21 protein-coding genes and 1 pseudogene are annotated in these 23544 nt (G+C 64.8%); 7 read left to right on the forward strand and 15 right to left on the reverse strand.

Translation table 11 applies throughout. From position 1 onward, the window contains the following. Positions 1–158: 158 nt before the first annotated feature. Complete coding sequence (gene mnmA, locus AAHK20_RS21255; RefSeq protein ID WP_449183483.1) at positions 159–1322, reverse strand: tRNA 2-thiouridine(34) synthase MnmA; 1164 nt, start codon at positions 1320–1322, stop codon at positions 159–161. Positions 1323–1329: 7 nt separating this feature from the next. Further along, positions 1330–1815, reverse strand: coding sequence for an NUDIX hydrolase (locus AAHK20_RS21260; protein WP_449183484.1), 486 nt, complete (start codon positions 1813–1815; stop codon positions 1330–1332). 210 nt (positions 1816–2025) lie between these two features. On the opposite strand from AAHK20_RS21260, the gene AAHK20_RS21265 reads away from it, so the two are divergent. Genes AAHK20_RS21265 through AAHK20_RS21275 form a run of 3 tightly spaced genes read left to right on the forward strand, consistent with a single transcriptional unit; the run spans position 2026 to position 4962 of the window. Beyond that, entirely contained in the window at positions 2026–3168 is a 1143-nt protein-coding gene (locus AAHK20_RS21265; RefSeq protein WP_449183485.1) for a Re/Si-specific NAD(P)(+) transhydrogenase subunit alpha, read from the forward strand. A gap of 9 nt (positions 3169–3177) precedes the next feature. Continuing rightward, positions 3178–3507, forward strand: coding sequence for an NAD(P) transhydrogenase subunit alpha part 2 (locus AAHK20_RS21270; RefSeq protein WP_137333797.1), 330 nt, complete (start codon positions 3178–3180; stop codon positions 3505–3507). Then, on the forward strand, positions 3508–4962 hold the full coding sequence (locus AAHK20_RS21275; protein ID WP_449183486.1) for an NAD(P)(+) transhydrogenase (Re/Si-specific) subunit beta: 1455 nt from the start codon (positions 3508–3510) through the stop codon (positions 4960–4962). It abuts the gene before it with no gap. 36 nt (positions 4963–4998) lie between these two features. Here the strand turns inward: AAHK20_RS21275 and AAHK20_RS21280 are convergent. From AAHK20_RS21280 to AAHK20_RS21315, 8 genes and pseudogenes are all read right to left on the reverse strand, one after another. Beyond that, a pseudogene (locus AAHK20_RS21280) lies at positions 4999–5700 on the reverse strand (helix-turn-helix transcriptional regulator); the annotation flags it as partial. Between the two features lie 79 nt (positions 5701–5779). Continuing rightward, positions 5780–6178 (reverse strand): VOC family protein, encoded by a 399-nt coding sequence (locus tag AAHK20_RS21285; protein WP_449183487.1) that lies wholly within the window; start codon positions 6176–6178, stop codon positions 5780–5782. 150 nt (positions 6179–6328) lie between these two features. Further along, entirely contained in the window at positions 6329–7621 is a 1293-nt protein-coding gene (locus tag AAHK20_RS21290) for a THUMP domain-containing class I SAM-dependent RNA methyltransferase (RefSeq protein WP_449183488.1), read from the reverse strand. A gap of 52 nt (positions 7622–7673) precedes the next feature. After that, entirely contained in the window at positions 7674–9812 is a 2139-nt protein-coding gene (locus tag AAHK20_RS21295; RefSeq protein WP_449183489.1) for a site-specific recombinase, read from the reverse strand. A 147-nt stretch (positions 9813–9959) separates the two neighbouring features. Further along, complete coding sequence (locus tag AAHK20_RS21300) at positions 9960–10754, reverse strand: PqiC family protein (protein WP_449183490.1); 795 nt, start codon at positions 10752–10754, stop codon at positions 9960–9962. After that, positions 10751–12421 (reverse strand): PqiB family protein, encoded by a 1671-nt coding sequence (locus AAHK20_RS21305; protein ID WP_449183491.1) that lies wholly within the window; start codon positions 12419–12421, stop codon positions 10751–10753. The genes AAHK20_RS21300 and AAHK20_RS21305 overlap by 4 nt, the downstream gene beginning before the upstream one ends. Continuing rightward, the gene (locus AAHK20_RS21310) at positions 12414–13082 is read right to left on the reverse strand and encodes a paraquat-inducible protein A (protein ID WP_449183492.1); all 669 of its coding nucleotides are present in this window, start codon (positions 13080–13082) and stop codon (positions 12414–12416) included. The genes AAHK20_RS21305 and AAHK20_RS21310 overlap by 8 nt, the downstream gene beginning before the upstream one ends. Before the next feature lie 8 nt (positions 13083–13090). After that, complete coding sequence (locus AAHK20_RS21315; RefSeq protein ID WP_449183493.1) at positions 13091–13735, reverse strand: paraquat-inducible protein A; 645 nt, start codon at positions 13733–13735, stop codon at positions 13091–13093. 319 nt (positions 13736–14054) lie between these two features. Here AAHK20_RS21315 and AAHK20_RS21320 point away from each other — a divergent pair, with 319 nt between their 5' ends. The 4 genes from AAHK20_RS21320 (at position 14055) to AAHK20_RS21335 (ending at position 17229) form a co-directional block, all read left to right on the forward strand. Next, positions 14055–14612 (forward strand): cytochrome b, encoded by a 558-nt coding sequence (locus tag AAHK20_RS21320; RefSeq protein ID WP_449183494.1) that lies wholly within the window; start codon positions 14055–14057, stop codon positions 14610–14612. Between the two features lie 8 nt (positions 14613–14620). After that, the gene (locus AAHK20_RS21325) at positions 14621–15184 is read left to right on the forward strand and encodes a YceI family protein (protein ID WP_449183495.1); all 564 of its coding nucleotides are present in this window, start codon (positions 14621–14623) and stop codon (positions 15182–15184) included. A gap of 60 nt (positions 15185–15244) precedes the next feature. Beyond that, a complete protein-coding gene (locus AAHK20_RS21330; RefSeq protein ID WP_449183496.1) occupies positions 15245–15823 on the forward strand; it encodes a YceI family protein in 579 nt (192 codons plus the stop codon). Positions 15824–15951: 128 nt separating this feature from the next. After that, entirely contained in the window at positions 15952–17229 is a 1278-nt protein-coding gene (locus tag AAHK20_RS21335) for an MFS transporter (RefSeq protein WP_449183497.1), read from the forward strand. A 126-nt stretch (positions 17230–17355) separates the two neighbouring features. Here AAHK20_RS21335 and secF read toward each other — a convergent pair whose 3' ends face one another. The 5 genes from secF to queA form a co-directional block, all read right to left on the reverse strand. Beyond that, positions 17356–18306: a protein translocase subunit SecF gene (gene secF / locus AAHK20_RS21340; protein WP_449183498.1), complete on the reverse strand. Its 951-nt coding sequence runs from the start codon at positions 18304–18306 to the stop codon at positions 17356–17358. Between the two features lie 15 nt (positions 18307–18321). Continuing rightward, positions 18322–20367, reverse strand: coding sequence for a protein translocase subunit SecD (secD, locus tag AAHK20_RS21345; protein WP_449183499.1), 2046 nt, complete (start codon positions 20365–20367; stop codon positions 18322–18324). Positions 20368–20475: 108 nt separating this feature from the next. Beyond that, the gene (yajC, locus tag AAHK20_RS21350) at positions 20476–20802 is read right to left on the reverse strand and encodes a preprotein translocase subunit YajC (protein WP_137333783.1); all 327 of its coding nucleotides are present in this window, start codon (positions 20800–20802) and stop codon (positions 20476–20478) included. A gap of 250 nt (positions 20803–21052) precedes the next feature. After that, positions 21053–22273 (reverse strand): tRNA guanosine(34) transglycosylase Tgt, encoded by a 1221-nt coding sequence (gene tgt / locus AAHK20_RS21355; RefSeq protein WP_449183500.1) that lies wholly within the window; start codon positions 22271–22273, stop codon positions 21053–21055. Positions 22274–22382: 109 nt separating this feature from the next. Further along, positions 22383–23438: a tRNA preQ1(34) S-adenosylmethionine ribosyltransferase-isomerase QueA gene (gene queA / locus AAHK20_RS21360; RefSeq protein ID WP_449183501.1), complete on the reverse strand. Its 1056-nt coding sequence runs from the start codon at positions 23436–23438 to the stop codon at positions 22383–22385. Between the last annotated feature and the right edge of the window lie 106 nt (positions 23439–23544).

Below are 23544 nucleotides of genomic sequence, written 5' to 3' on the forward strand. Positions count from 1 at the left end.
GCTCCAAAGCGATAACGGATCACCGCAACGGACGGACCGCCGCACCGGGCCGTCTTCATGCGGGGCGCGGGCAGCCTCGGTTGCGGGTGGGGGATCTCGCCGGTGCGGCTCTCGTGCCGCCGTCACCGGGCGAGCGCCAAGTCTACCCGCAATAGGTTTCAGCGTGCTGCGAGAAGCGCCGCGTCGGGGCGGCGCGCGGCCGGCTGGGCCGTGGCGGCGTGCTCGATGATGCCGCCGCCGAGGCAGATATCGCCGTCGTAGAGCACCGCGGACTGGCCGGGCGTGACGGCCCACTGCGCGTGCTCGAACGCCAGTTCGAAATGCTCGCCAACGGCCGCGTTGGAGCCGTCAAAGGCACTGGCTTGCGCGAATGTGCAGGCCGCATCGGCCTGCCGGTAGCGGGTCTTCGCGCCGCAACGCTTGCCCGGCTCGGGCGCCTGGCCCGCGACCCAGCTCGTGTTGCCCGCGACGAGCGTTTCCGACAGCAGCCACGGATGGTCGTGCCCCTGTACGACGTAGAGCGTGTTGGAAGGAATGTCCTTGCCCGCGACGAACCACGGCTCGCCGCTGCCCGTCTTGCTGCCGCCGAGCCCGATCCCCTTCCTCTGGCCGAACGTGTAGAACGCGAGCCCGATGTGCTCGCCGACGGTCTTGCCGTCCGGCGTCTTCATCGGCCCCGGCTTGGTCGGCAGGTAGCGGTTCAGGAAATCGCGGAACGGTCGTTCGCCGATGAAGCAGATGCCAGTCGAATCCTTCTTCTTCGCGTTCGGCAGGCCGATTTGCGCGGCGATCTCGCGGACTTTCGTCTTCGGGATTTCGCCGAGCGGGAAGAGCGTCTTCGAGAGCTGCGCCTGGTTGAGACGGTGCAGGAAATACGACTGGTCCTTGGTATGGTCGAGCGCCTTCAAGAGCTCGAAGCGACCGTCGACTTCGCGCACGCGCGCGTAGTGGCCGGTGGCGATGGTCTCGCCACCCAGCGACATCGCATGATCGAGAAACGCCTTGAACTTGATCTCGGCGTTGCAGAGCACGTCCGGATTCGGCGTGCGGCCGGCGGAGTACTCGCGCAGGAACTCCGCGAACACGCGGTCCTTGTATTCGGCGGCGAAATTGACCGCTTCGACGTCTATGCCGATCAGATCGGCGACCGAGACGACGTCGATCCAGTCCTGCCGCGTCGAGCAGTACTCGCTGTCGTCGTCGTCTTCCCAGTTCTTCATGAAGAGGCCGACGACTTCGTAGCCCTGTTCTTTGAGGAGCCATGCCGTCACCGACGAATCGACGCCGCCCGACATGCCCACTACCACCCGTTGCTTGCTCATGGATTCACTAAATGTCTAGCTTGGGCCCGACTGAATGCGTATGCACGAAGTCGAGCGGGAAACGCCGGCCCGCGAGGTAATCGTCGACGCATTGCATGACGAGCGGCGTGCGGTGGCGCTGGCTCGCGGCGCGCAGCTCGTCGGCGGTGAGCCACAGCGTGCGAACGATGTCGGCATCGAGCGCGCGATCCGTCAGCACCTCGCCCGTCGTTCCGCAGAACGTGAAGCGCAAATACGTGGTGCCGTAGCTGTCTGGCCTTCCGAAGTGCGTCATGTACATGCCGACCAGCGCTTCTGGTGCGAACGGATGCGCCGTTTCCTCCAGCGTTTCGCGCACGACTGCCTCGACAAGCGTTTCACCGGCCTCCAGATGACCGGCCGGTTGGTTAATGCGCAAGCCGTCGGCGGTGTGCTCCTCGACCACGAGAAAACGCCCGTCGCGCTCGACGATCGCCGCCACCGTCACGTGCGGGACCCAGGTTTCCGGTTTCATAGACGCGCATTTTACCGTTTGCCCGCCCGGGCTGCCGGAGCGGCGCAGATCTGCCACCTATCGGGGTTGGACCAAATTTCGGCGCTCGCGCACTTTCGGGTTAAAGTGACGCGGTGAATCCGTCGCAATAATTAGCCGTAGCTATGAGGGCCGGCGTGCTTCGCTGGCTCATCTTCGCTTGACAACAAGAAGGCAGAGGAGGAATCCACGATGCACATCGGAGTGCCAGCCGAGACGCGTGCCAACGAAACGCGCGTCGCCGCGACGCCCGAGACGGTCAAGAAGTACGTCGCTCAAGGTCATCGCGTCACGATCCAGAAAGGCGCCGGCACCGCGGCGAGCTTCACCGACGAAGCGTTTGCCGACGCGGGCGCGGAGCTTGTCGATGCGGCGGCCGCGTTCAATGCCGATCTCGTTCTCAAAGTCCAATCCCCAACCGCTGATGAGCTGCCGCTGATGAAACGCGGCGCCGTGCTCGTCGGCATGCTCGATCCGTTCAACGCCGATAACGCCGCACAGTTGGCGAGCGCCGGGGTGACCGCGTTCTCGCTCGAAGCCGCGCCGCGCACGACGCGTGCGCAAAGCCTCGACGTGCTCTCGTCGCAGGCCAACATCGCCGGCTACAAGGCGGTGCTCGTCGCCGCCGAACGCTATCCGCGCTTTCTGCCGATGTTGATGACCGCTGCAGGCACCGTAAAGGCGGCGCGCGTGCTGGTGTTGGGCGCGGGCGTCGCGGGCCTGCAGGCGATCGCGACGGCCAAGCGCCTGGGCGCGGTGATCGAAGCGTCCGACGTGCGTCCCGCGGTGAAAGAGCAGATCGAATCGCTCGGCGGGAAGTTCATCGACGTGCCTTACGAAACGCAAGAAGAGCGCGAAGCGGCGGAAGGCGTCGGCGGCTATGCGCGGCCGATGCCGCCGAGCTGGCTCGCGCGGCAGGCCGTGGCGGTGCACGAGCGCGCGAAGCAGGCCGACATCATCATCTCGACCGCGCTGATTCCGGGGCGCCCCGCGCCGACGCTGATCTCCGTCGACACCGTGAGGGCGATGAAACCCGGCTCGGTGATCGTCGATCTCGCGGCGGGTCGCGGCCCCGAGTTCGAAGGCCGGCACGGCGGTAATTGTCCGCTCACCGAAGCGGATCAGGTGGTGGTGAAGCACGGCGTGACGATCGTCGGCTTCACGAACCTCGCGGCGATGGTCGCGGCCGACGCGTCCTCGCTCTACGCGCGCAACCTGCTCGACTTCCTGAAGCTGATCGTCACGAAGGAAGGCACGCTCAACATCGATCTCGCGGACGACATCGTCGCGGCCACGCTTTTGGCCCGCGACGGCGAAGTCACGCGCAAGGCTTAGGGGACGGCAATGGAAGTCATCAATCATACGGTCATTAATCTGATCATCTTCGTGCTGGCGGTGTACGTCGGCTACCACGTCGTCTGGAACGTGACGCCCGCGCTGCACACGCCGCTGATGGCGGTCACCAACGCGATCTCGGCGATCGTGATCGTCGGCGCGATGCTCGCGGCGGGCTTGACGGTCGGTCCCGGCAAGTTCTTCGGCACGGTCGCGGTCGCGCTCGCTGCGGTCAACGTGTTCGGCGGGTTCCTCGTCACCAGGCGAATGCTCGAGATGTTCAAGAAGAAAGAGCCCAAGAAGATCGCGGGTCCCGCTGGTTCGAAGGAGGGCGCGTAAATGAGCATCAACGTCGTTACGCTGTTGTACCTCGTGGCGTCGGTGTGCTTCATCCAGGCGCTCAAGGGGCTGTCGAATCCGAAGAGCGCGCGCGCCGGCAATGTGTTCGGGATGGTCGGGATGGCGATCGCGATTGGCACCACGGTCACGCTGATCATGAAGCAGGCGTACGTGCTGGGCTCGAATCTGGGGCTCGGGCTCGGTCTGGTGTTTGCCGCGCTGGTGGTGGGCGGCGCGGTCGGCGCGTATGTCGCCGCGCGCGTCGAGATGACGAAGATGCCGGAGCTCGTCGCGGCGATGCACTCGCTGATCGGTCTGGCGGCGGTGTGCATCGCGTATGCGGTGGTGTCGGAGCCGGCGGCCTTCGGTCTTGTCGATCCGAACAATCCGGTGCCGGGCTTCCTGCCGTACGGCAACCGCATCGAGCTCTTCATCGGCACGTTCGTCGGCGCGATCACGTTCTCCGGTTCGGTGATCGCGTTCGGCAAGCTCTCGGGCAAGTACAAGTTCCGCTTGTTCCAGGGCGCGCCCGTGGTCTACCCCGGACAGCACTTGATCAACCTGATGCTCGCGCTCGGCATGATCGGCTTTGGCGTGATCTTCTTTCTCACGCAATCTTGGCTGCCGTTCATCATCATGACGCTGATCGCGTTCGCACTCGGCGTGCTGATCATCATCCCGATCGGCGGGGCGGACATGCCGGTCGTCGTGTCGATGCTCAACTCGTACTCGGGATGGGCGGCGGCGGGCATCGGCTTCTCGCTGAACAACGCGATGCTGATCATTGCCGGGTCGCTCGTGGGGTCGTCGGGTGCGATTCTGTCGTACATCATGTGCAAGGCCATGAACCGCTCGTTCTTCAACGTGATTCTCGGTGGCTTCGGCGCGGAAGCGGGGGCGGCGACAGCAGGCGGCTCCGCGGAGCAGCGGCCGGTGAAGTCGGGCTCGGCCGAGGATGCGTCGTTCATGCTCGGCAACGCGGAGACGGTCGTGATCGTGCCGGGCTACGGGCTCGCCGTGGCGCGCGCGCAGCATGCGTTGAAGGAGCTGACCGACAAGCTCGTCGAGAAGGGCGTCGACGTGAAGTACGCGATTCACCCGGTCGCGGGACGGATGCCGGGCCATATGAACGTGCTGCTCGCGGAAGCGGAAGTGCCGTACGAGATCGTCCATGAAATGGAGGACATCAACGGCGAGTTCGGCCAAGTCGACGTGGTGCTCGTGCTCGGCGCGAACGATGTGGTGAACCCAGCGGCGAAGAACGATCCGAAGTCGCCGATCGCGGGCATGCCGATCATCGAGGCGTACAAGGCGCGCACGGTGATCGTCAATAAACGCTCGATGGCGGCGGGGTATGCCGGGCTCGACAACGATCTCTTCTACATGGACAAGACGATGATGGTCTTTGGCGATGCGAAGAAGGTCATCGAGGATATGGTGAAGTCGGTCGATTGAAGCAACGCGCCCGAACACCGGGCGCGTTCGCTTGCATCAGTTGGAAGGCGCATTGACGCGCCGCAGATAATCCGCGAGCCGTCTTCCCTCCATGTCGGGAAACGGCTCGTGCGGCTCGACGCTCGTCATCCGCGCGATGTCGAAGTTGCGGAAATCCGAGCGCAGTTCGCACCACGCGCCGATCGTCCAGCGTCCGCCCCAGTAGATCAGACTGAGCGGCCACACGCGCCGCTCGGTTTCCTGTCCGACCCGGTCGCGGTACGCGAAGCTCACCACGTGTTTCGTATCGACGGCCCGGTGCAGCGCATCCACCTTCACCGAAAACTCCCGATCGATATGAAACGACGGCGCGAATACCGCGAGGCGTTCGAGCGTCGCGCGCTTGTCGGCGGGCATCGCGGAGGCGATCTTCGCGAGCGCGCTGCGCGCACCGCCCGCGAGCCCAGCGCCGCCCCACGTCTCGATCATCCGCGCTCCTGCGGCGAGCGCGGCCAACTCGTCGGCGGTGAACGTGAGCGGCGGCAGGCTCGCGGAACGGGAGAGCCGGTAGCCGATCCCCGCTTCGCCTTCGATCGGCACGCCTGACAGCTGTAGATCGCGCACGTCGCGATACACGGTGCGCGGCGACACGGACAGCCATTCCGCGAGCTGTTGCGCGGTCGTGAGACGCCGGCCGCGCAACAGCTCGGCGATCTGGAACAGGCGGTCGGCGCGGCGAGTCATGGCAGACGTAGATGACGTGGAGGACGGCAGTCAGCCGGACAGCGGCAATCCAATGATGATAGCGCCGCGCTCCAACCACCGCCGACCACGCGCATCACGCGAGCTTCAGCGAATGCAGGCCGACGCGGTTGCCTTCGCTATCGGTGAAGAACGCGATGTAACCGATGTTGTTGGGTAGCTCGATCGCCGGGCCGTGCTTCTTGCCGCCGGCGCGTTCGACACGCGCGAGTGCGTCGGTGACGGTCGGCGACGCGTCGAGATACACGAGCACGCCGTCGGCGGCCGGCTTCGTCTGCTGCGGGTTGAAGACGATCGCGCCGCCCGTGGCGCCTTCCTCATGTGCGAAGACGGCGATCGGCACGCCGCCGAAGACTTCGCGTTGGAGCGGCACGTCGAGCGCGGCTTCGTAGAAGCGCACGGCGCGGTCGAAATCCATCGCCGGAATTTCGAACCAGGACAGCACGCGGGTGGATGCGAGAGTGGCAGCAGTCATGACAGTCTCCGAGAAGAGTGGCGGTAAGCCGGACAAAGCGCCGGATGGCGCATGAGTGGAGTCTGCGACTGCCCTGCTGACAGCGTTCTGTCAGCAGCTTGGCAAGAGTTGAAGCGCGGGCTCGAGAAGGAGTCCGCGCCGACGGACGGATCAGTCCGGCGTATCGCCCGCCGGACGCTGCTTGACGCTGCCCGTCACCAGATCGAAGCGGAACAGGCGGCATTCGAGCGCGCCGTTGAAAAGCGGCGTCTTCGTCGATTCGCGCAGGCGCAATTGGCCCGGCAGCTTGCGGTCGGACGTGAGGATGAACGCGCGCCAGCCCGAGAAGCGCTGCTTGAGTGCGTCGCCGAGCGATTGGAAAAACTCGCTGTCGGGCGCATCGGTATGCACGCGGCGGAAGCCTTCGTTGTCGTCGCCGCGCCGGGTTTCGCGGACTTCGCCGCGCGGACCGCGGCCGCGCACTTCGATCCGCTCGCCGTACGGGGGATTCGCGACCAGGATGCCCGGCGCCGCGACCGGCGGCGTCATGCCGCGCGCGTCGACCTGCTTGAGCACGATCGATCCCAAGCCGGCGCGTTCGAAGTTCGCGCGCGCCTTCTCGAGCATGTCGCCGGAGATATCGCTGCCGAAGATCCCCAGATCCGCACGCGACGCGCGGGCGGCGCGCTTGGCATCCAGCGCTTCGACCTTGAGCGCTTGCCACGCGCTGACGTCGTACTGCTTGAGCTTTTCGAAGCCGAAGCGGCGCTCGACGCCCGGCGCGATGTTCAGCGCGACCTGCGCCGCTTCTGCGAGGAACGTGCCGCTGCCGCACATCGGGTCATAGAGGGGCGTGCCCGCAGTCCAGCCGGTGAGGCGCAGGATGCCTGCCGCGAGGTTCTCGCGCAGCGGCGCCGCGCCCTTGTCGAGCCGCCAGCCGCGCTTGAAGAGCGGCTCGCCCGAGGTGTCGAGGTAGAGCGTGCAATCGGTCGCCGTCAGGAACGCGAAGATGCGCACGTCGGGTTGTGCGGTATCGATGCTCGGGCGCGCGCCGCTGACTTCACGCAGGCGGTCGCAGACAGCGTCCTTCACGCGCAACGTCGCGAATTCGAGGCTGCGCAGCGGCGATTTGATCGCGGTGATGTCGACGCGCAGCGTTTCGTTCGCCGAGAACCACTGCTCCCAGCGCTGCTCGGCGGCGAGTGCATAGATGTCCTGCTCGTTGCGATACGGACGATGCGCGATTTTCAGAAGCACGCGGCTCGCGATCCGCGAATGCAGGTTCGCTGCCATGCCGGCTTTCCAGCCGCCGCGAAAATGCACGCCGCCCGGCACTTGCGCGCCTGCTTCGAACTGCGCCGCGCCGGCGTGGCGCGCGGCGATCTCCGCGAGCTCGGCGGCAAGCGCGGCTTCGAGGCCGCGCGGGCAGGGAAGGAAAAAATCGAAGAGAGCAGGGGAGGACATGGGGCGGCGCCGATCAATGCAAAGTACGCCATTGTACGCGGCGCCGCCGGCCTCAATCCGTCTTGAGCCCGCCGACCGGTTCGCCCTTGGCCTTCATCGGCCACACGAGTTGCAGCGGATTGCGCAACACCGCGTTGCGCACCGCGCCGATCAGCGTGCGCACGGCCGTGGACCGCAGGCTGCGCGAGCGCACGGCCATGTAGAACGCGAACGCGAAGCTGACCGCGACGTTCAGGATCGCCATGCTGCCCGTGCCGGCCACGGCCCACCAGAACTCGCCGGTGTGCAGGATGCCCGTGCCGAGCACGCCCGCCGCGATGGCGATTGAGCCCGAGGAGAGCGTCACGTGGCGCACTTCGAAGGTGAACGCGAACGCGGTCAGGATGGCGGGCACGAGGCCGAGCATCAGGCCGAGCCCGACATTGCCCATCACACCCGAGATGTTCGAGCGGCAGAACTTCGCGAGCTTAGCGGCGCCGGCCGCGCCGAGCGTCATCCGGATGCGGCGGTTGTAGGCGAGCGCATCGCCGACGCGATGCAGTACGAACCAATTGTCCGCCCATCCCGCGAGGAGACTCGACGACCACAGCAGCACGCCCGTCAGCGCGGCGTAGAACGGCGTCGGCCCGAGCAGCGAGAACGATTGCAGCGTGTGGTGCGCTTTCTCGTGCGAGATCAGGTCGGTGTGCAGCACTGTGCGGAACAGGACCTGGACGAGCAGGCAGAACGGCACCACGAGCATGAGGTTGCCGAAGATCGCCGCCGACTGCGTGCGGATCAGCGCGATCACCGATGAGACGAACGCATCGACGCCTTGCGGCGTGCCCGTGCCGTCGAGCTCGCGCGCGATGGTGGGGGCCGTCATCGCGGGCTGCTTGGTCGCCAGCGTGAAATGCAGGAAGTGCATCAGCGTGAAGCTCGCCGCGTAGTTGATGCCGGCGAACAGGCCTTCGATCATCGATTGCAGATGCGCGCCCGTGATCCAGAACTTGACGCAGACCGTCACGACCGTCACGAGGCCACCGCCCGCGGCCATGCGCAGCATCGTCAGGTACTCGCGGCGGTCGCGGGCGATGTAGTGCTCGCCGACGTCCGCGCTCGTCTCGACCACCTTGCGCGCGAGCAGCGCGAAGTTGCTGCGGAAAAGGTGCGCCACGCTCTGACTCGCCTGGTTGGCTTCCACCAGCTCGCCGGCGAGGCGCGCGCCTTCGTGCAGGTCGTCGTCGGCCATCCAGGCGTCGAGCAGGTGCTCGGCGCGCAGGATGCGCATGCGCATCCGCTCAACCTGGAACACGATGTCGACGCTCACGCCGTTGCGATACAGATGCGCGAACACGCGGTCGACGGCTGAGCGGCATTCGTCGAGCAGCACGCGCAGGTAGTTCACTTCGTGCAGCAGTTGCTGCTCATCGTCGCGGCCTTCGTCGACGGCGGTGTTGGCGGCCTCCACCGCGAGCATCGCGCGCGTGAGGCGGTAGAACGGCTGCTTGTCGAGCGGCATGCGCGAGTCTTCGTCGTCGAGACGGCTGCGCACGGTCTGCGAGAGCCCTGTCGAGCTGATCTGGCAGATCAGGCTGTGCAGCGAGGTCAGCAGGTCGCCCGACAGCGCCACCGGCTTGTGCTTGCCGCTGCCCGCGACGTCGAACTCGAGCAGTGCGCGCAGTTGCGCCAGCACGTCGAGCGGCAGCGACTCGATCCATCGGGCGTCGGTTTCTTCGGGGAACATCAGCGTGACGAGCGCGCTCAGGTCGCGCTGGTTCGGCGCGGGTGGAATCAGCGATGCCTGCAGGCGCTCGAAGATCGCCCCGAAAAACCCCGACTGGACCGGCATGCCCGCGTCGCACAGCAGCGAAATGCTGTCGCTCTCGTGCAGCGTTGCCTGCAGGATGCCCGCGACGTTCGCTTTCCACTCCGGATTGCGATCGAGCACACGGAACAGGTAGCGCAACCGCGTGTGCTCGGATTTGGGGCGCGTCTCATCGCGCGGCGCGGCGTTCGGGTCGCCGCCCTCGCTCGCGGCGGGCTGCACGGTGCCTTTGCGGCGAATCCAGTGCGCGAGCTCGATGAGCCATTCATTGCGTTCGGCATAGGGCGCGTTCGCATTGGCCGTGGCCAGCAGCGCATCGAGCTGATGGCCGGCGTTACGCGAGGCTCGCCATTTCTTGACGAGCGTGGTGAGGGAACGAAACATAAACTGGTTTTGAGATCGCGCTGGGAAAGAGACCAAACGATCTCATTTCAATGGTTAGGAAAACGAAGACCTGATGGCCCTCGGAAAGTTGCATGAGTTGGCTTGCGGCTCGATGGGCGCCGGCTGAGCGGCGCCCCCTCGGTCGTTTCAGCCTGCGGCCGGTGCGGTATTGCTGGCCGCGGGCGCCGGGCCCGCGCTGGGGCATGGCACGGGCGCCGGCAGCTTGGCCGCCGTCCCCGACGCCGCGCCGTGCGCCGGGCCGCTTGCCGCGAGCGAGCGCACGCCTGCGGCGATGTCGGCCGACATCTGATCGACCGCGCGCCGGTGGCCCTCGACGAGCGCATCGATGCCGGGACCGACCTGTTCGGTGGCGCTCGTGCGGCACGTGAGCACCGCGCCCGTGCCGACCGCGCGCACGCTCCAGACTGCTTCGAGCACGGCTTGCGACCCTGGCCACGATTCGAAGCGCTGCACGTTGACGCTGATCCGGTAGACCGGCACGCCGCCCGGGTAGGGCGAGCCGAACACGTCGATGGTGTCGAGCCGCTGCGCGAGGTCGCCCGACAGTGCGCGGCGGATCTCGTCGCCCGGCAGCGACGACCAGCGCTCCTGTTCGAGCACATCGACTTGCGATGCGTTCGTGCGCACCACCAATTGATTCCTCGCGACTTGCGACGGCACGTCGACTGGCGGGACTTCGATCAGCAGCGCGGGATTGGCCGGCGCCGGAACCGCAGCAGCCTGCGGCGCCGACGCAGCGGCAGTCGCCGTTGCGCCCGTGGACGCGCCGCCTGCACCGAGCGTGTAGAAGCGGCTGGGCGGCGACGAGCACGCCGCGAGCGCGGCCGCGCCCGCGACGCAAGCGGCGAGGCGCAGCGCCGCCGTCAGCGTGGAGTGAGGGCCGCAAGCCCGCGCGGCAGAAGTAAGCCGGTCGACGATCATGGTTTATCTCCTGGTTTGCCGCGCAGCAGCGACTCGGGGTGCCGTTCCAGATAATCCGACAGCGCATTGAGCGACTGCAGCGTGCGGGTGAGCTCGGTGAGCGCCTGATGAACATCCGACTGCAGCGGCGAATCCTGCTGCAGCGTTTGCTCGGCGGCGCCGAACGTCTGCTTGGCGGCCGCCAGCGTGTCGCGAGCTTGGGGCACGACTTGCGCGTCGAGCTGCTTGAAGAGGTTGTCGGCGTTCTTCAGCGCGCTGTTCAGGTTCGAGCCGATTTGATCGAACGGCACCTGGTCGAGTTTCTTCGCGATGTCCGCGACTTGCAGCTGCAGCTCGTCGAGCGTGTTCGGCACGGTCGGCAGTTCAAGCGGGGTTTGGTTCACGTCCACCGTCGCGGTCGGCGCCTTCGGGAACATGTCGAGCGCGACATAAAGCTGGCTCGTCAGCAAGTTGCCGGTGCGCAATTGACCGCGCAGGCCGTGCGCGACGAGCGCCTTGAGCAACTCCTTGCCAGCCGCCGTGCCGCCGCTTTCGACCGATTCGCGGAAGCGTCGGCCCAGGCGATCGGGGTACAGGTTCATCGTCACGGGCATCGTGAAGTTGCGGGCCTTCGGGTCGTAGTCGACGCCGATGTTCGTCACTTCGCCAAGGACGATGCCCCGGAAATCGACTGTGGCGCCCGGCGAGAGGCCGCGCAGCGACTGGTTGAACTTCATCACGACCGTGAGCGCCGGACCGTCCGGCTCGCGCATCGCGGCGCTTTCATCGGCTGACAGCCGGAACACGGTGTTGGCAGGCGCCGGCTCGCCGACCGCCTGCCCTGGTGGCGACTGGAACGCGAGCCCGCCGACGATGACCGTCGCGAGCGATTGCGTGTTGAGCTTCAGGCCGCTCGAATCGAGGCGCAGATCGACGCCGCTCGCATGCCACCAGCGCGAGTTGGTGCCGACGTACTGATCGTAGGGGGCGTTGATGAAGACGCCGATGGCGACGCCGGTGCCGTCCTTGTCGAGCGAGAAACTCACCACCTGGCCGACTTGCACGCGCCGGTAGAACACCGGCGAGCCGATGTCGATCGAGCCGAGCGATTCGCCGCGCAGCGTGTACTGATGGCCCTTCTGATCGCCGGTCACCGCGGGCGGCGTTTCGAGTCCGGTGAAATCGGTTTGACCCTCGGTCGACTTGCCCGCGTCGACGCCGATATACGCGCCCGAGAGCAGCGTGTTGAGACCCGACACGCCGCTCGTGCCGATGCGCGGACGCACGACCCAGAAGCGCGTGTCCTTGACCGCGAAGTTCTCGGCCTCCTTGGTCAACTGCACTTCGACGTAGACGCGCGAGCGGTCCTTCGACAGCGTGATCGTCCTCACCGAGCCGATGTCGACGTCCTTGTATTTGACTTTCGTCTTGCCGCCCGGCTCGAGTCCTTCGGCGCTCGAGAAGCTGATCGTGATCGTCGGGCCGCGGTCCACCACCGCCTTGACGACGAGCGCCACGCCGATCAGCGCGGCAATGAGCGGAATCAGCCAGACGAGCGAGGGCAGCCACTTGCTTCTTGGGACTTGGACGGGATCGGGAATATCGGGCGGCAGGCCGGAGCCGCCGCCGGAATGGCCGGATTCGGGCCCGGCATGAGGGTCGCGAGTCGGTCCTTGCGGGCTATTCATCGTATTGTCCTGAGTGTTCTACGTTGTCCCAGATAAGCCGAGGGTCGAATTGCATCGAGGCGATCATCGTCAGCACGACTACCGACGCGAAGGCGAGCGCCCCCCAACCGGCGGTGATGACGGCGAGCGAGTTGAAACGCACGAGCGCGACAGTGAGCGTGATCACAAATACGTCGAGCATCGACCAGCGGCCGATGTTCTCGACGATCCGATAGAGCTTCGTGCGCTGCAGCGGCCGCCACGGCGAACGGCGCTGCGCCGTGAAGGTGAGCAGCGTCAGCACGGCGAGCTTGAGCATCGGCACGAGGATGCTCGCGATGAAGATGATGATCGCGAGCGGCCAGTCGCCCGAGGTCCAGAAGTAGACGACGCCGCTCATGATCGTGTCGTCCTGGCTGCCGACGAGCGACGACGTGTGCATGATCGGCAGCAGGTTCGCCGGGATATAGAGCAGCGCCGCGGCGATCAGCAGCGCCCAGGTGCGCGGGATGCTGTCGAAGTTGCGCTGGTGGAGCGGCGCGCCGCAGCGCGAGCAGCGCTGCGGCGGCGCGTGCTCGTGCGCGCTGCCGCCGGGATTGGCGGCAGGCAGGGCGCGCTCGTCGACGTTGCCGCACGCATGGCAGGCAAGGTAGCCGGCTTGAGCCGCGGTGATATAGGTCATTGTCGGTTTCAGCGAGTGTGGCGGGCACTCTGTTCGAGCGCGCGGCGACGGGGGAGCGTATCGGCGATGTCCCACAGCGTGCGCGGGTCGAACATCACGACGACGGCGAACATCAACGTGAGCGCGCCGAATGCGAAGAGCGAGGCTTCGGGAATGACGCGCGCGAGGCTCAGCATTTTGACGACGGTAATCAGGATGCCGAGCATGAACACTTCGATCATTCCCCAGGGCCGGACGAATTGAATCGCCCGCAAGACCCGGTTGAAGCCGGGCGGCACGAATCCCGCGCGAATCGGGATCAACACATAGAGCAGCGCGAGCAGCTCAGTCAGCGGGAAGAGGATGGTCGAGCAGAACACGACGATCGCGATGATCTCCATGTTCTCGTTCCATAGCGCGACCAGCGCGCCGATCAACGTGGTCTGCGACGTGATGCCGTTGATCTCGAGTTCGACGATGGGAAACGCCTGGGCGATAAGGAATGTAATCAGCGCGCCGAGAGTGACGGCGCAGATGCGCTCGAGATGGACCGAGCTGCTTCGGTAAAGCGTCGCGCCGCACCGCGGACAGCGTGCGCTCATCTTTTTGCTTAGACGCGGTTTGTGCAACAGTGCGTCGCATTCATGGCATGCAATCAGATCGGTTCGTTTCATAGGCACAAGTGTTCGCTTATTGAGCCGCGCGGCGGGCGACGCACATGCTATCTGGCTGGAACCCGCGCCAATGTTACCAAATGGTGTGGCGCGGGAACGTTTAGATGCGGTGGGTCAGACTTCTTTTGGGAAATTTCCTAGGGATTTCGTTCGCCATTCCTAATAGCCTGGGCGGTCCATCGAGGCGGAAATTCTTGCCGCTTGCATCTGTCGATTTTTCTTGCTTGAGTTAGGATGGCGCCCGTAGAGCCTGTCACGCACGTACGGAACAATTGCGCTGGCCGATCCGTTTACCGCTTGAGTACCTGTTGCTCCTTTCATGACACAGCCCACCTTCACCGAGTCGGATTCCTACACGCGCACCGCCATCGCGATGCACTGGCTGATCGCGCTCTTGATCGTCTGCGGCTTTGCGCTCGGCTGGGTAATGACCGACATTCCCGGCTTTACGCCCGCCAAGCTCAAATACTTCTCGTGGCACAAGTGGATCGGCTGCACGGTGTTCGCGCTTGCCGTGCTGCGCATCCTCTGGCGCGCGACCCATGTCGCGCCGCCGATGCCGCGCCGCATGCCGAACTGGCAGAAAGCGGCCGCGAACCTCGTTCATGTGCTGCTCTACGTGCTGATGATCGCGATTCCGGCGTCGGGCTATCTGTACAGCTCGGCGGCCAATATACCGGTCGTCTATCTCGGCATCGTGCCGCTGCCGCGCATCATCGCACCGAATCCGGAGCTCAAGGTCATCTTCAAGGCGATGCACATTGCGCTCAATTACAGCCTGCTCGGGCTCGTCGCGCTGCACGTCGTGGCGGCTGTCAAGCATCAGTGGGTCGACCGCGACGGGCTGCTCGCCCGCATGATCCCTTTCCTCAAATAAGGATAACCATGAAAGCCTCGTTTTTCCGCTACATGCTGGCTGTCTTCGCCGCGACGTCGCTGGCCGCCGCGGGCAGCGCCTTTGCCCAGGTCGACTTGGCCAAGAGCACGATCACCGCGACTTCGAAGCAGATGAACGTGCCCGTCGAAGGCACCTTCAAGAAGTTCTCGGCGCAGGTGAACTTCGATCCGACTAAGCCGGCGGCGGGCAGCGCGCAGATCACCGTCGACACCGGCAGCTACGATCTCGGCGACCCGAGCTACAACGACCAGGTGGCCGGCAAGGATTGGTTCGATGCGAAGACCTATCCGACCGCTACGTTCGTCTCGAGCGCGATTGCGCCGGCGGGCGGCAACAAGTTCAACGTGACCGGCAAGCTGACGATCAAGGGCAAATCGCAGACGCTCACCGTACCGGTCACGGTCACCCAGCAGGGCGCGACGCAGGCCTTCGACGGCACGCTGCCGATCAAGCGCCTGCAATTCGATATCGGCACGGGCGAGTGGAAGGATACGTCGACCGTGGCCGACGAGGTCGCGATCAAATTTCACCTCGTAACCGCCAAACGTTGATTTGGCTTATTTCGCTTTGATACTGCCGCCCGTGCGGGCGGCGCGCTTTTGGAGACTGACATGAGAAAGAACCTGTTGATCGTCGTTGGAGTGCTGGCTTCGTCGATGTCGGTCGGTGCGTTTGCCGCCGACACCTACCAGCTCGATCCGAACCATACTTACCCGAGCTTCGAGGCCGACCACATGGGCGGCGTCTCGAACTGGCGCGGGAAGTTCACGAAGTCGAGCGGCACCGTGACGCTCGATCGCCAAGCGAAGACGGGCACCGTCGACGTCACCGTCGATCCGGCGTCGGTCGATATCGGCAATACGAAGCTCGACGATCACCTGAAGAGCGATGCGTTCTTCGACGTCGCGAAGTACCCGACGGTGACCTACAAGGGCACGTCGATCAAGTTCGACGGCGACACGCCGTCCGAAGTGATCGGCTCGCTGACGATGCACGGCGTGACCAAGCCGCTGAATCTGAAGATCGAATCGTTCAAGTGCATCATGCACCCGGTGTTCAAGAAAGAAGACTGCGGCGTCGAAGCGAGCGGCGAGTTCAACCGTGCCGACTGGGGCATGGACTTCGGCAGCAAGTACGGTTTCAGCATGGTGACCAAGCTGAACATTCAGGCCGAAGGCATCAAGCAGTAAGTCTGACTGCGTGATTTTCGGCGTCCTCGCCGGGAATTCGCTGCAAAACCGCTTCGTCCGCTTTGCGACGAAGCGGTTTTTTTGTGCGTTGTACGATGGGCGCGGAGCCATCCTTCCAGGAGACCTGCATGAGTGAAACGTTGTCGGCAGCGCCCGCGGCGGCTCGCGGTGATGCGTGGCGTACGGTGGTCGCCGCGTCGATCGGCAATGCCCTGGAGTGGTTCGATCTCGTCGTGTACGGTTTTTTCGCCGTCGTCATCGCGAAGCTGTTCTTTCCGGCGGGCAACGACACGATTTCGCTGCTCCTGACCCTTGGCACGTTCGGCGTGTCGTTCTTCATGCGGCCGCTCGGCGCCGTGGTGATCGGCGCGTATGCGGACCGGGCAGGGCGCAAGGCGGCGCTCACGCTATCAATCTTCCTGATGATGCTGGGCACGCTGCTCATCGCGCTGTTGCCGACTTACGAGTCGATCGGCATCGCGGCGCCCTTGATTCTCGTGCTGGCCAGGCTGATGCAAGGCTTCTCGGCAGGCGGGGAGTTCGGCAGCGCGACCGCGTTTCTCGCCGAGCACGTTCCGGCCCGGCGCGGCTTCTTTGCGAGCTGGCAGATCGCGAGCCAAGGGCTCACGACGGTGCTCGCCGCCGTGTTCGGCGCCGTGCTGACGGGCACGCTATCGCCCGAACAGCTCTATTCCTGGGGCTGGCGCGTGCCGTTTATCTTCGGGCTGTCGCTCGGGCCCATCGCGTACTACATCCGCACGAGGCTCGACGAGACGCCCGAATTTCTCGCATCGGAAACCACGACGACGCCGCTGCGCGACACGTTCGCGAGCCAGAAAACGCGCCTCGTGATCGCAATGGGCATCGTGGTGTTGGGCACGGTGTCGACCTATCTCGTGCTATTCATGCCGACATACGGCATCAAACAGCTGGGGCTCGCGCCCTCGGTAGCCTTCGAGGCGATTGTGTTGACCGGTGTGATCCAGATGGTGGGCTCGCCGATTGTCGGGCACCTGTCGGATATCCATGGGCGTACGGGCATCATGCTCGCGTCGGCGACGCTGATCCTCGTGCTGATCTACCCGGCGTTCGTGTTTCTCGTCGCGCATCCGACCTTCGGTGCGCTGATCGCCGTGCAGATCGTGTTGGGCCTCTTGATGACCGGGTACTTCGGTGCGCTGCCGGGTTTGCTGTCGGAGATCTTCCCGGTGCAGACGCGCACGACCGGCATGTCGCTCGCCTATAACATCGCCGTGACGATCTTCGGCGGCTTCGGGCCGTTCATTATCGCGTGGCTGATTCGCGCGGCCGATACGAAGACCGCGCCGAGCTTCTACATGATCTTTGCCGCGTTGGTGAGCTTGGGCGCGTTGGTCGCGGCACGCCGCAAGCTGGGCTTCAAATAGGAGAGGGCGCATTAACGGCAGCGGCAGTCCCTATCGGGGCGACGATAAACAAAAAGGCCGGTTCATTCGAACCGGCCTTTTTTGTCGAGAACCCTTGGCGTCGCGTTCAACGCCCGGGATCAGGCATCAAACCTGCGCACCCGCGTTGGGATCGTTCGGATCGTGCTGGGTCTTCTTGTCCTTGAGCAGATCTTCGCGCTTCACGCCGAGCCACATTGCCAGCGCCGCCGCCACGAACACCGACGAGTAGATGCCGAAGCAGATGCCGACCGTCAGCGCCAGTGCGAAGTAGTGCAGCGTCGGGCCGCCGAACAGGAACATCGACAGCACCATCATCTGCGTGCAGCCGTGCGTGATGATGGTCCGCGAGATCGTGCTCGTGATCGCGTGGTTGATGACTTCCATCACCGTCATCTTGCGTTCGCGCCGGAAGGTTTCGCGAATCCGGTCGAAGATAACGACCGATTCGTTCACCGAATAGCCGAGCACCGCGAGCACGGCCGCGAGCACCGACAGCGAGAACTCCCACTGGAAGAACGCGAAGAAGCCGAGAATGATCACGACGTCGTGCAAGTTCGCGATCACGCCGGCCACCGCGTACTTCCATTCGAAGCGGAACGACAGATAGATGATGATGCCGGCCACCACGCACGCGAGCGCCATCAGGCCATCGGTGGCGAGTTCCTTGCCGACCTGCGGACCGACGAACTCGACGCGCTGCAACTGCACATCCGCGTTCTGCGCCTTCAGCCCCGTCATGACCTGATCGCTCTGCTGAGCGGACGTGAGGCCTGCCTTGAGCGGCAGGCGGATCAGCACGTCGCGCGAGGTGCCGAAGTTCTGCACGAGCGCGTCGGGGTAGCCGAGCTTGCCGAGCGTATTGCGCACCGGCTCGAGTTGAGCGGCTTGCGGATACTGCACTTCGACGACGGTGCCGCCCGTGAACTCCACCGAGAGATGCAGCCCGCGATGCAGCAGGAAAAACACAGCGGCAATGAACGTCAGAAACGAGATCGCGTTGAAGATCAACGCCCGTTTCATGAACGGGATGTCTTTGTGGATGCGGAAAAATTCCATGTTCTTCTCCGGGACTCAGCGGGACGAATCCGGCTTCTTGGGCGAAACGGTGGGTTGGCCCGGTTGCGAACGGCGGCGCAACGCCGGCTTGCCCGCGCGTGCGGGGGCCGCCGACGGCTTGCTCGCGGCCTTCACGGCGCGGCTGGTGTCGGTGGCGCTGTCGACTGCGCTGTCGGCACCGAGATAGGCGCCGGTTTCGACGGTGGCCGGCTTCCACACCTGGCCGATCGCGAGCGTCTTCAGCTTCTTCTTGCCGCCGTACCAGAGGTTCACGAGACCGCGCGAGAAGAACACGGCCGAGAACATCGACGTCAGAATGCCGATGCAGTGCACGATCGCAAAGCCGCGCACCGGGCCGGAGCCGAAGGCAAGCAGTGCGAGACCGGCGATCAGCGTCGTCACGTTCGAGTCGAGAATCGTCGCCCAGGCGTGCGCGTAGCCGTTCTGGATCGCGAGCTGCGGCGACGCGCCGTTGCGCAATTCTTCACGCACGCGCTCGTTGATCAGCACGTTCGCGTCGATCGCCATACCGAGCGCGAGCGCGATAGCGGCGATACCCGGCAGCGTCAGCGTGGCCTGCATCAGCGAGAGGATCGCGACCAGCAAGAGCAGGTTCACCGACAGGCCGATCATCGACACCAGGCCGAACAGCATGTAGTACGCGATCATGAAAACGGCGATCGCGGCAAAGCCGTAGACGACCGAATCGAAGCCCTTGTGGATGTTGTCGGCGCCGAGGCTCGGGCCGATCGTGCGTTCCTCGATGATGTCCATCGGCGCGGCGAGCGAACCGGCGCGCAGCAGCAGCGCGAGGTCGGCCGCGGCTTGCGGACTCGGCTGGCCGGTGATCTGGAAGCGGTCGCCGAGCTCGCTCTGGATCGTCGCGATGCTCACCACTTGGCCCTTGCCCTTTTCGAACAGCACCATCGCCATCGGCTTGCCGATGTTGTCGCGCGAGACCAGGCGCACCGCGCGGCCGCCCGCCGAGTTGAGGCGGATGTTGACCGACGGACGGTTGTGCTCGTCGAAGCCGGCCGACGCGTCGATGATGCTGTCGCCGGTGAAGATCACCTGCTTGCGCAGCAGCACGGTCAGGCCGTTGGCTTCCTTGAACGCCTCGTCGCCCGGGGGCACCGGATCGGTCGGGTTCGAGAGGTAGGTATTGACCGGGTCGGCGAGGCGCGATTCGAGCGTTGCCGTGCGGCCGATGATGTCCTTCGCCTTCGCGGTGTCTTGCACGCCCGGCAGCTCGACGACGATGCGGTCGGCGCCTTGCTGCTGGATCACCGGCTCCGACACGCCGAGTTCGTTGACCCGGTTGTGCAGCGTGGTGATGTTCTGCTTGACCGCCGCGTCCTGCACGGCCTTTTGCTCGGCCGGCGTGAACGTGCCGACGACCTGGAAGCCGCCGCCCGGCGCGGGCTGGGTGGCCCACTGGAGTTCGCTGATGTTCGTGGAGAGCTGCTGGCGGGCGGAATCGGCGACGTTCTGGTCGGCGAAATTGACGACCACCGTCTGGCCGACGCGGTTCACGCCGCCGTCGCGGATGTTCTTGTCGCGCAGGAAGCTGCGCGCATCCGACGCGTCGGAGTCGAGGCGCTTGTTCAGCGCGCCCGCCATGTCGACTTGCATCAGGAAGTGAACGCCGCCGCGCAAATCGAGGCCGAGGTACATCGGCAGCGCGTGGATCGCGGTCAGCCAGCGCGGCGACGCGCTTTGCAGATTCAGTGCGACGATGAACTGGGGATCGCTCGGATCGGGGTTCAGCGTCTTTTGCAGCAGGTCCTTCACGCGCAATTGCGTGTCGGGGTCCTTCACGCGCACGCGGATGTTCGCGTTGGTCTGCGAGTTGTCGAACGTGATGTCGTCAGGCTTGATGTTGTCGGCGGCAAGCGCCGATTCGACTTCGGTGAGCGTCGACGCATCGAGGCGAATGGTCGCCTTGCCGCTCAGCACCTGCACAGCCGGCGCTTCGCCGTAGAAATTGGGCAATGTGTAGAGAAGACCGATGGCAAGCGCCACGGCCATCACGACATATTTCCAGAGGGGGTAACGATTCATGGGATAGGCCGAACGGGAAAGTTGGCTCGAAAGCGTTGCGTCCGGCGCTGTGCGCGGGTTGAGGGTGATTCGACCCGGCCAGGCCGGGCCGGACGCAAGAGAGAGGCCTTACAGCGACTTGATCGTGCCTTTCGGGAGAATCGTCGTGACCGAAGCTTTCTGCACGGTGATTTCCGTGCCTTCCGCGATCTCGACGCCAACGTACGCTTCGCCGACCTTCGTCACCTTGCCGACGATGCCGCCGTTGGTCACGACTTCATCGCCCTTCGCCATTGCCGCGAGCATGTTGCGATGGTCCTTCTGGCGCTTCATTTGCGGGCGGATCATGATGAAGTACAGCACCGCGAACATCAGAATCAGCGGCAGGAAGCTCATCAAGCTCGATTCGGCACCGCCGCCTGCGCCCTGCGCGAACGCACTGGAAATGAACGACACGTTGGTCTCTCCGTTATGACGATCAAAAAGGTTAGCCGGGTATTCTACCACTGCCGGTCCCGGCCCCGGCTCGCGACGGTAGGGCAAATCGGCTTTGAGATCAAGCTTTTATCTTGTAAACCGGGGCGGCGAAATCAGATAGCGACCGTATCTCACAACGACTTAAAAACCGGCGCCCGGCCATCGATTCGACTTACGCGATACAGGTCGTTCCGGATGCGCGGCCAATCAACCCGTTGCGTCGACTGGTCTAGTCGATGCCTCTTGCCCGCTCCTCGGCGAACCGCTTCTTGAACGCGTCGAAGGTATGGGTCTCGATCGCCACGCGGATTTCCCCCATCAACTCCAAGTAATAGTGCAAGTTGTGGATGGTGTTCAACTGCGCCCCGAGAATTTCGCCGACGCGGTGCAGGTGATGCAAATATCCGCGCGTGAAGTTGCGGCACGTGTAGCAGCCGCAGGTTTCGTCGAGCGGACGCAGCGAGTTCTTGTGCGTCGCGTTGCGGATCTTGACGTCGCCGAAGCGCGTGAAGAGCCAGCCGTTGCGTGCGTTGCGAGTGGGCATCACGCAGTCGAACATGTCGATGCCGGCCGAGACGCCGGCCACCAGATCTTCCGGCGTGCCGACGCCCATCAGGTAGTGCGGCTTGTCGGCGGGGAGCTTCGGGCCGATGTGGTTCAAGACCCGCATCATGTCTTCTTTCGGTTCGCCGACCGAAAGACCGCCCACCGCGAGGCCGTGAAAGCCGATTTCAGAGAGTCCGGCGAGCGATTCGTCGCGCAGGTCTTCGAACATCCCGCCCTGGACGATGCCGAACAGCGCGTTAGGGTTGCCGAGGCGATTGAATTCGTCGATCGATCGTTTTGCCCAGCGCATCGACATGCGCATCGAATCGCCCGCTTCGTCGCGCGTGGTCGGCACGCCATTCACCGCGTACGGCGTGCATTCGTCGAACTGCATCACGATGTCCGAGTTCAGCACCTTCTGGATCTGCATCGACACTTCCGGCGACAGGAACAGCTTGTCGCCGTTGATCGGCGACGCGAACGTCACGCCGTCTTCGGTGATCTTGCGCAGGTCGCCGAGCGAGAAGACCTGGAAGCCGCCCGAATCGGTGAGGATCGGCCGCTTCCAGCCCATGAAGCCGTGTAGGCCGCCGTGCGCGGCGATCGTGTCGAGGCCGGGGCGCAGCCAGAGGTGGAACGTGTTGCCGAGGATGATCTGCGCGCGGATTTCTTCGAGCTCGCGCGGCTGGATCGCTTTCACCGTGCCGTAGGTGCCGACCGGCATGAAGATCGGCGTTTCGACGACGCCGTGGTTCAGCGTGAGGCGGCCGCGGCGCGCTTGGCCGTCGGTCGTGAGAAGGTCGAATTTGAGGCCGTTTTCGGGGGCTTCGTGCGGGATTTGCGTGCTTGTCGACGCGTGAGCGTCGCAGCACGCGTTGGTATCGTGGGTATGACCGTCGGTCATCTTTGAGGCTCCTGTGCCACCGGAAAACAGTCCGGCGCAAACAATAAGCGCCGCGAGGCAGGGCCCGGCGGCGGACGAAACTGGCAGAAACGGTGACTAAGCGCGGATGTTACGCGCCATCTTCGCGCCGCGTGAGCAGCATCGCGTCGCCATAGCTGAAGAAGCGGTAGCGCTCCTCGATCGCGTGCCGGTACGCGCTGCGGATCGTCTCGATACCCGCGAACGCGGAAACGAGCATCAGCAAGGTCGACTTCGGCAAATGGAAATTCGTCACGAGCCGGTCGACCACGCGGAAACGATAGCCCGGCGTGATGAAGATATCGGTCTCGGCGGACGTGGCGGCGAGCGGGCGGCCTTGCGCTTCGGCGTCGCGCGCCGCGGCTTCGAGCGCGCGCATCGACGTCGTGCCGACCGCGATCACGCGGCCGCCGCGGGCGCGCGTGGCGGCGATCTTGTCGACGAGCGTCTGCGGCAGCTGGTACCACTCGCTGTGCATCTTGTGTTCGGCGAGGTTCTCGACGCGCACGGGCTGGAACGTGCCCGCACCGACATGCAGCGTGAGCGTCGCGCGCTCGACGCCGCGTGCGTCGAGCCGGGCGAGCAGCGCGTCGTCGAAATGCAGGCCCGCGGTCGGTGCGGCGACCGCGCCGGGGTTCTGCGCGAAGACGGTCTGGTAGCGCGTTTCGTCGGTTGCGTCGGGGTCGTGCTCGATATAGGGCGGCAGCGGCAGCCGGCCGTATTGCTCGATCAGCGTGAGGCAGTCGTCGGGGAAGTGCAGCGTGTAGAACGGATCGACGCGCTCGCCGACCGTGACGTCGAACGCGTCGGCCAAGCGCAGCGTCGTGCCCGCGGCCGGACTCTTGCTCGCGCGGATTTGCGCGAGCGCGGTGCGCTCGCCGGTCAGGCGCTCGATCAGCACCTCGATGCGGCCGCCGCTCGCCTTTTGGCCGAGGAAGCGCGCCTTCAACACCTTGGTATCGTTGAAGATGAGCAGGTCGCCCGGTGCCACGCATTCGGGCAATTCGGAAAACTGGCGGTCGACGAGGCGCGCGGGCTCGTCCGTGCTGTCCACTTCGAGCAGGCGGCTCGCGCTGCGCTCCTTGAGCGCCGTCTGCGCGATCAGCTCGGGTGGCAGATTAAAATCGAAATCGGAAAGGGTGAACATGCTGCTGCACTGGTTTGCTGCGGGAAGGCGCCATACGGTGGTCAGGCGGCCGATGCGGCCGCTATGATGGCGTGGTTTGTCAGGCGGCGCGCCTGAACGTTGGTCA

Source organism: Trinickia camelliae (assembly GCF_053525655.1).

Coding starts and splice junctions, on each gene's coding strand:
- AAHK20_RS21300 (WP_449183490.1), bottom strand. CDS start 10,754: ATGATCGTCGACCGGCTTACTTCTGCCGCGCGGGCTTGCGGCCCTCAC.
- AAHK20_RS21330 (WP_449183496.1), top strand. CDS start 15,245: ATGAGAAAGAACCTGTTGATCGTCGTTGGAGTGCTGGCTTCGTCGATG.
- queA (WP_449183501.1), bottom strand. CDS start 23,438: ATGTTCACCCTTTCCGATTTCGATTTTAATCTGCCACCCGAGCTGATC.
- AAHK20_RS21310 (WP_449183492.1), bottom strand. CDS start 13,082: ATGACCTATATCACCGCGGCTCAAGCCGGCTACCTTGCCTGCCATGCG.
- AAHK20_RS21285 (WP_449183487.1), bottom strand. CDS start 6,178: ATGACTGCTGCCACTCTCGCATCCACCCGCGTGCTGTCCTGGTTCGAA.
- AAHK20_RS21290 (WP_449183488.1), bottom strand. CDS start 7,621: ATGTCCTCCCCTGCTCTCTTCGATTTTTTCCTTCCCTGCCCGCGCGGC.
- AAHK20_RS21335 (WP_449183497.1), top strand. CDS start 15,952: ATGAGTGAAACGTTGTCGGCAGCGCCCGCGGCGGCTCGCGGTGATGCG.
- secF (WP_449183498.1), bottom strand. CDS start 18,306: ATGGAATTTTTCCGCATCCACAAAGACATCCCGTTCATGAAACGGGCG.
- AAHK20_RS21325 (WP_449183495.1), top strand. CDS start 14,621: ATGAAAGCCTCGTTTTTCCGCTACATGCTGGCTGTCTTCGCCGCGACG.
- tgt (WP_449183500.1), bottom strand. CDS start 22,273: ATGACCGACGGTCATACCCACGATACCAACGCGTGCTGCGACGCTCAC.
- AAHK20_RS21295 (WP_449183489.1), bottom strand. CDS start 9,812: ATGTTTCGTTCCCTCACCACGCTCGTCAAGAAATGGCGAGCCTCGCGT.
- AAHK20_RS21275 (WP_449183486.1), top strand. CDS start 3,508: ATGAGCATCAACGTCGTTACGCTGTTGTACCTCGTGGCGTCGGTGTGC.
- AAHK20_RS21270 (WP_137333797.1), top strand. CDS start 3,178: ATGGAAGTCATCAATCATACGGTCATTAATCTGATCATCTTCGTGCTG.
- AAHK20_RS21265 (WP_449183485.1), top strand. CDS start 2,026: ATGCACATCGGAGTGCCAGCCGAGACGCGTGCCAACGAAACGCGCGTC.
- mnmA (WP_449183483.1), bottom strand. CDS start 1,322: ATGAGCAAGCAACGGGTGGTAGTGGGCATGTCGGGCGGCGTCGATTCG.
- secD (WP_449183499.1), bottom strand. CDS start 20,367: ATGAATCGTTACCCCCTCTGGAAATATGTCGTGATGGCCGTGGCGCTT.
- AAHK20_RS21260 (WP_449183484.1), bottom strand. CDS start 1,815: ATGAAACCGGAAACCTGGGTCCCGCACGTGACGGTGGCGGCGATCGTC.
- AAHK20_RS21315 (WP_449183493.1), bottom strand. CDS start 13,735: ATGAAACGAACCGATCTGATTGCATGCCATGAATGCGACGCACTGTTG.
- AAHK20_RS21320 (WP_449183494.1), top strand. CDS start 14,055: ATGACACAGCCCACCTTCACCGAGTCGGATTCCTACACGCGCACCGCC.
- AAHK20_RS21305 (WP_449183491.1), bottom strand. CDS start 12,421: ATGAATAGCCCGCAAGGACCGACTCGCGACCCTCATGCCGGGCCCGAA.